Origin of the sequence: Sporosalibacterium faouarense (assembly GCF_016765695.1) — a bacterium.
Lineage (GTDB): Bacteria > Bacillota > Clostridia > Tissierellales > VENL01 > Sporosalibacterium > Sporosalibacterium faouarense.
The window spans coordinates 1-3,248 of sequence record NZ_JAETGO010000014.1 but is presented as its reverse complement, the minus strand read 5'-3'; the positions used below and the strand labels follow the sequence as shown (position 1 = coordinate 3,248).

The 3,248-nt window shown below is 34.1% G+C and carries 4 protein-coding genes; all 4 read left to right on the top strand.

Features of this window, described 5'->3' with window-relative positions; translation table 11 throughout:
* The first annotated feature begins 254 nt into the window (after window positions 1–254).
* The 4 genes from JMO20_RS01555 to JMO20_RS01545 all read left to right on the top strand — a co-directional run bounded on the left by JMO20_RS01555 (window position 255) and on the right by JMO20_RS01545 (window position 3,040).
* The gene (locus JMO20_RS01555; RefSeq protein WP_202707505.1) at window positions 255–458 is read left to right on the top strand and encodes a hypothetical protein; all 204 of its coding nucleotides are present in this window, start codon (window positions 255–257) and stop codon (window positions 456–458) included.
* A gap of 864 nt (window positions 459–1,322) precedes the next feature.
* Window positions 1,323–1,487: a hypothetical protein gene (locus tag JMO20_RS19900; protein ID WP_243414605.1), complete on the top strand. Its 165-nt coding sequence runs from the start codon at window positions 1,323–1,325 to the stop codon at window positions 1,485–1,487.
* Window positions 1,424–2,533 carry a group II intron reverse transcriptase/maturase gene (gene ltrA, locus JMO20_RS01550; RefSeq protein WP_243414604.1) on the top strand — a complete coding sequence of 370 codons (1,110 nt, stop codon included), beginning with the start codon at window positions 1,424–1,426 and terminating at the stop codon, window positions 2,531–2,533. The genes JMO20_RS19900 and ltrA overlap by 64 nt, the downstream gene beginning before the upstream one ends.
* Before the next feature lie 207 nt (window positions 2,534–2,740).
* Window positions 2,741–3,040 (top strand): hypothetical protein, encoded by a 300-nt coding sequence (locus JMO20_RS01545; RefSeq protein ID WP_202707503.1) that lies wholly within the window; start codon window positions 2,741–2,743, stop codon window positions 3,038–3,040.
* Window positions 3,041–3,248 lie beyond the last annotated feature (208 nt).

The window sequence follows — 3,248 nt, the reverse complement described above, 5'->3', positions numbered from 1 at the left end:
AATTCATTCACCAAGCGCGTCGCGCTAAGGTTCATGAACTTCTTAAATCCCTGGTACGTTATAAAAAATTAGTTCACTTATTTCAGAGAATTCCTTATGGGTCAAAAACAAGTAATCTTTTGGATTATAACTATTGTTATAACTACTTATTATATGCAACATATTAATGCTTTTTTTATAGTAGACTGAAAAAGTGTATGGATAGATTTAATGGTGTGTCTAATTACGTGTAACAATAAGGGGGTATTTAATAAATGAAATATGTTAGTTATATTCTTATAGGATTTTTAATTTTTTGGATTGTAGAATTTTTGTCTATAAATGTGGGAACTGCAATTGGTTCGGGACCTGGAGAGATAGGTGTTGTAGTTAGTGCAATAGCGTTACTGTGTTCAACAGTAGTAATATGTACATTAATAATTGTAGATGCAATAAAAAATAATAATTATCAGAAATAAATAACAACATATCCTAGTATATGGTTCCTGAAAAAATCTATTAAATTAGCACTATTTTTAAACAGATTAAATAGAAAAGAGGAAATTTAAAGGCAATTAGAAGAGTAAAGCAGATTATTAAACTTGAGTTATATGGAGTCCTTTATAATTTAATGTGATAAAAATATAGTGGTAGGCTTTAAACTAAAATTATATTAACTTTATTAAAAATATTAAAATCAAATTAATAGCAATAAAATATAAAAGAAGATTGGGGAATTAGGCTTCGAAGCTAAGTAAACTTACTTCTGATAACAAAATGTTTACGCAAGGGGCTACTCGGGTGGATTCTGAGGATTATACGCCCACACCTTCTCGCTAACCGAGTCAGTCGTTGGAGCTCCAAGATAAGGGCGTATCATATAGTGGGTGGGATTCCTACTGAGAAAGGTCTAGCAAACCACTCATAGCGAGTCTTGGACATCATCGGGCAACTTATGATGTTAAGCGTAGGCAGCAAGGTAGTAGGCGGTAAGCGTAAAGTTGAAGGGATTGAGCCTCGAAATGACAATCGGGAAGGTTGATACTGTCGACGAAGTAGAAAACAATACTCATATATTCGTTAAGTGAGAATATATGAGTTTCCGTAGACCATCGCATGCTATACATTGATATGATACAGTCAATTTGGGAGACCCTGAATGCTCTTTACACAGAGAAAGTAGGACTAAACCAAGTGATAACAAAGCAAGGAAGTTCAATGCATCAGGGAATCGGATTACTGCATAGTACCAAAGAAGTAGAGTAATGTCTATGGAGGGAAGGCAGTAACACAACATCGACCTTAAAAGAGAAACATAAACTTCACACAGAGGGAGAAAACATATGGAAACGAAACTTGAGAGGATAGCAGAAATAGCTAAATCAAAACCTAAAGAGAAATTCACATCATTAATACACCTAATAAACAAAGAGAGCCTAATACAATGCCACGGAGAAATGAGAGGCAAGAAAGTAGCAGGAGTGGACGAGATAACAAAAGACCACTAGGGATACCTGCTTATGAGGACAAACTAGTACAATCTGCTCTAGCTAAAATATTGAATGCAATATATGAACAAGATTTCGTAGAGTGCTCATTTGGATTTAGACCTAAAAGAGGGTGTCATGATGCATTGAAACTACTAGATAAGATACTAAACAAAGGATATATCAAATATGTAGTAGATACAGATATACGGGGATTCTTTGACAGTGTAGACCATAAATGGATGATGAAATTTATAGAACATAGGATAGAAGACATAAACCTTCGAAGACTAATAACAAGACTGTTAAAGGCAGGAATAATAGAAGCAGGATTAAAGTATGATACACCACAAGGAACACCCCAAGGAGGAGTGTGTTCACCAATACTTGCAAATATATATCTACACTATGTAATAGACCTATGGTTTGAAGAAATAGTAAGGAAAAGATGCAAAGGAATGGCATACATGGTTAGATATGCTGATGATAGTATATTCTGCTTTCAATATAGAGAAGATGCAGTCAAATTCTATAAAGAGCTGATGAAAAGGTTAGGGAAATTCAATCTAGAAGTGGCACAAGAAAAGACAAAGATAATTGAATTGAAGAAAGACACTCAAAAGAAAGATAATGACAAAGGTAGCAGAGACAAAGGAGAAGAATCCTTTGACTTTCTTGGATTTACTCATTATATAGGCAAAAGTAAAGATGGAAGAATGAGAATGAAAAGGAAAACTAGCAAAAAGAAATACAAAGCTAGTTTGTTAAGGTGTAAAGAATGGATAAGGAATAATAGGACAATGCCCATAAGAAAATTTATGAAAGTGTTCAAATCCAAGATACAAGGACATTGTAATTACTATGGAATAACAGATAATCGCAAAGCAGTAGGTGATTTCATATATGAATGCAGAAAGTTACTCTACAAACGGTTAAACCGTAGAAGTCAGAAAAAGAGTTTTAACTGGGATAAGTTCGAACTATTTCTTAAGAAATATTCACTACCAAAGGTGAAAACCCATGTAAGAATATTTGATTTAGGTATAGGTAGTAGCTATTTAATGTAAATGATGAAGTGAAGAGCCGGATGCCTTAATAGGGCAAGTCCGGTTCTGTGAGGGATTGGAGTTGCAAGGCTCCGTCTACTCGACCATTAGGCGTTCGCTGGCTCACAGCCATGAGCAACTTCTTGTAGAGCTTGAAGGTGTCGCAAACACGGAGACGTTATGTGAAAATGCAAACTTAATAAATTAAAAATATTTAGGAGGTAAACTATGAATGAAAATATTAAGAAAAAAAACAATATGAGTTATATGATTATTTCATTAATTATGATTGTATTGTCAGTAGTGATAACGAGTTTTCGTACTTTTTTATTTTATATGCTTGAAAGTAACCATGATACTTATTATCTTTTAGGGTACTTTTTTGGCAACTACTTTATGGCTATAGTTTTAGCAATAATTATTTATTTTTTATCTAAGAAGAAATATAATTTTCTTTTTATATTTGCTGTAATTGCACTTATAGCTTCTTTTGGAGGTTTTGCTGAAGTCATAAGTAACTATTTGTAATATCGACATGAAAGACAAGGAAAAGTTTGCATCAACACATAATAATATGTTTGCAGTGCGTCCTGGCAGGGCGTACATTCTAGCGGGTGTGAGTCCCGTCAGGGTAAAGTCTAGCCAACAGCCTTGTATCGAGTCTTGGAGATACTATGGTGACATAATATTTTAAGCGTAGACAGAAAGTCAGCGAGGTAGAATTGACTGGATGACG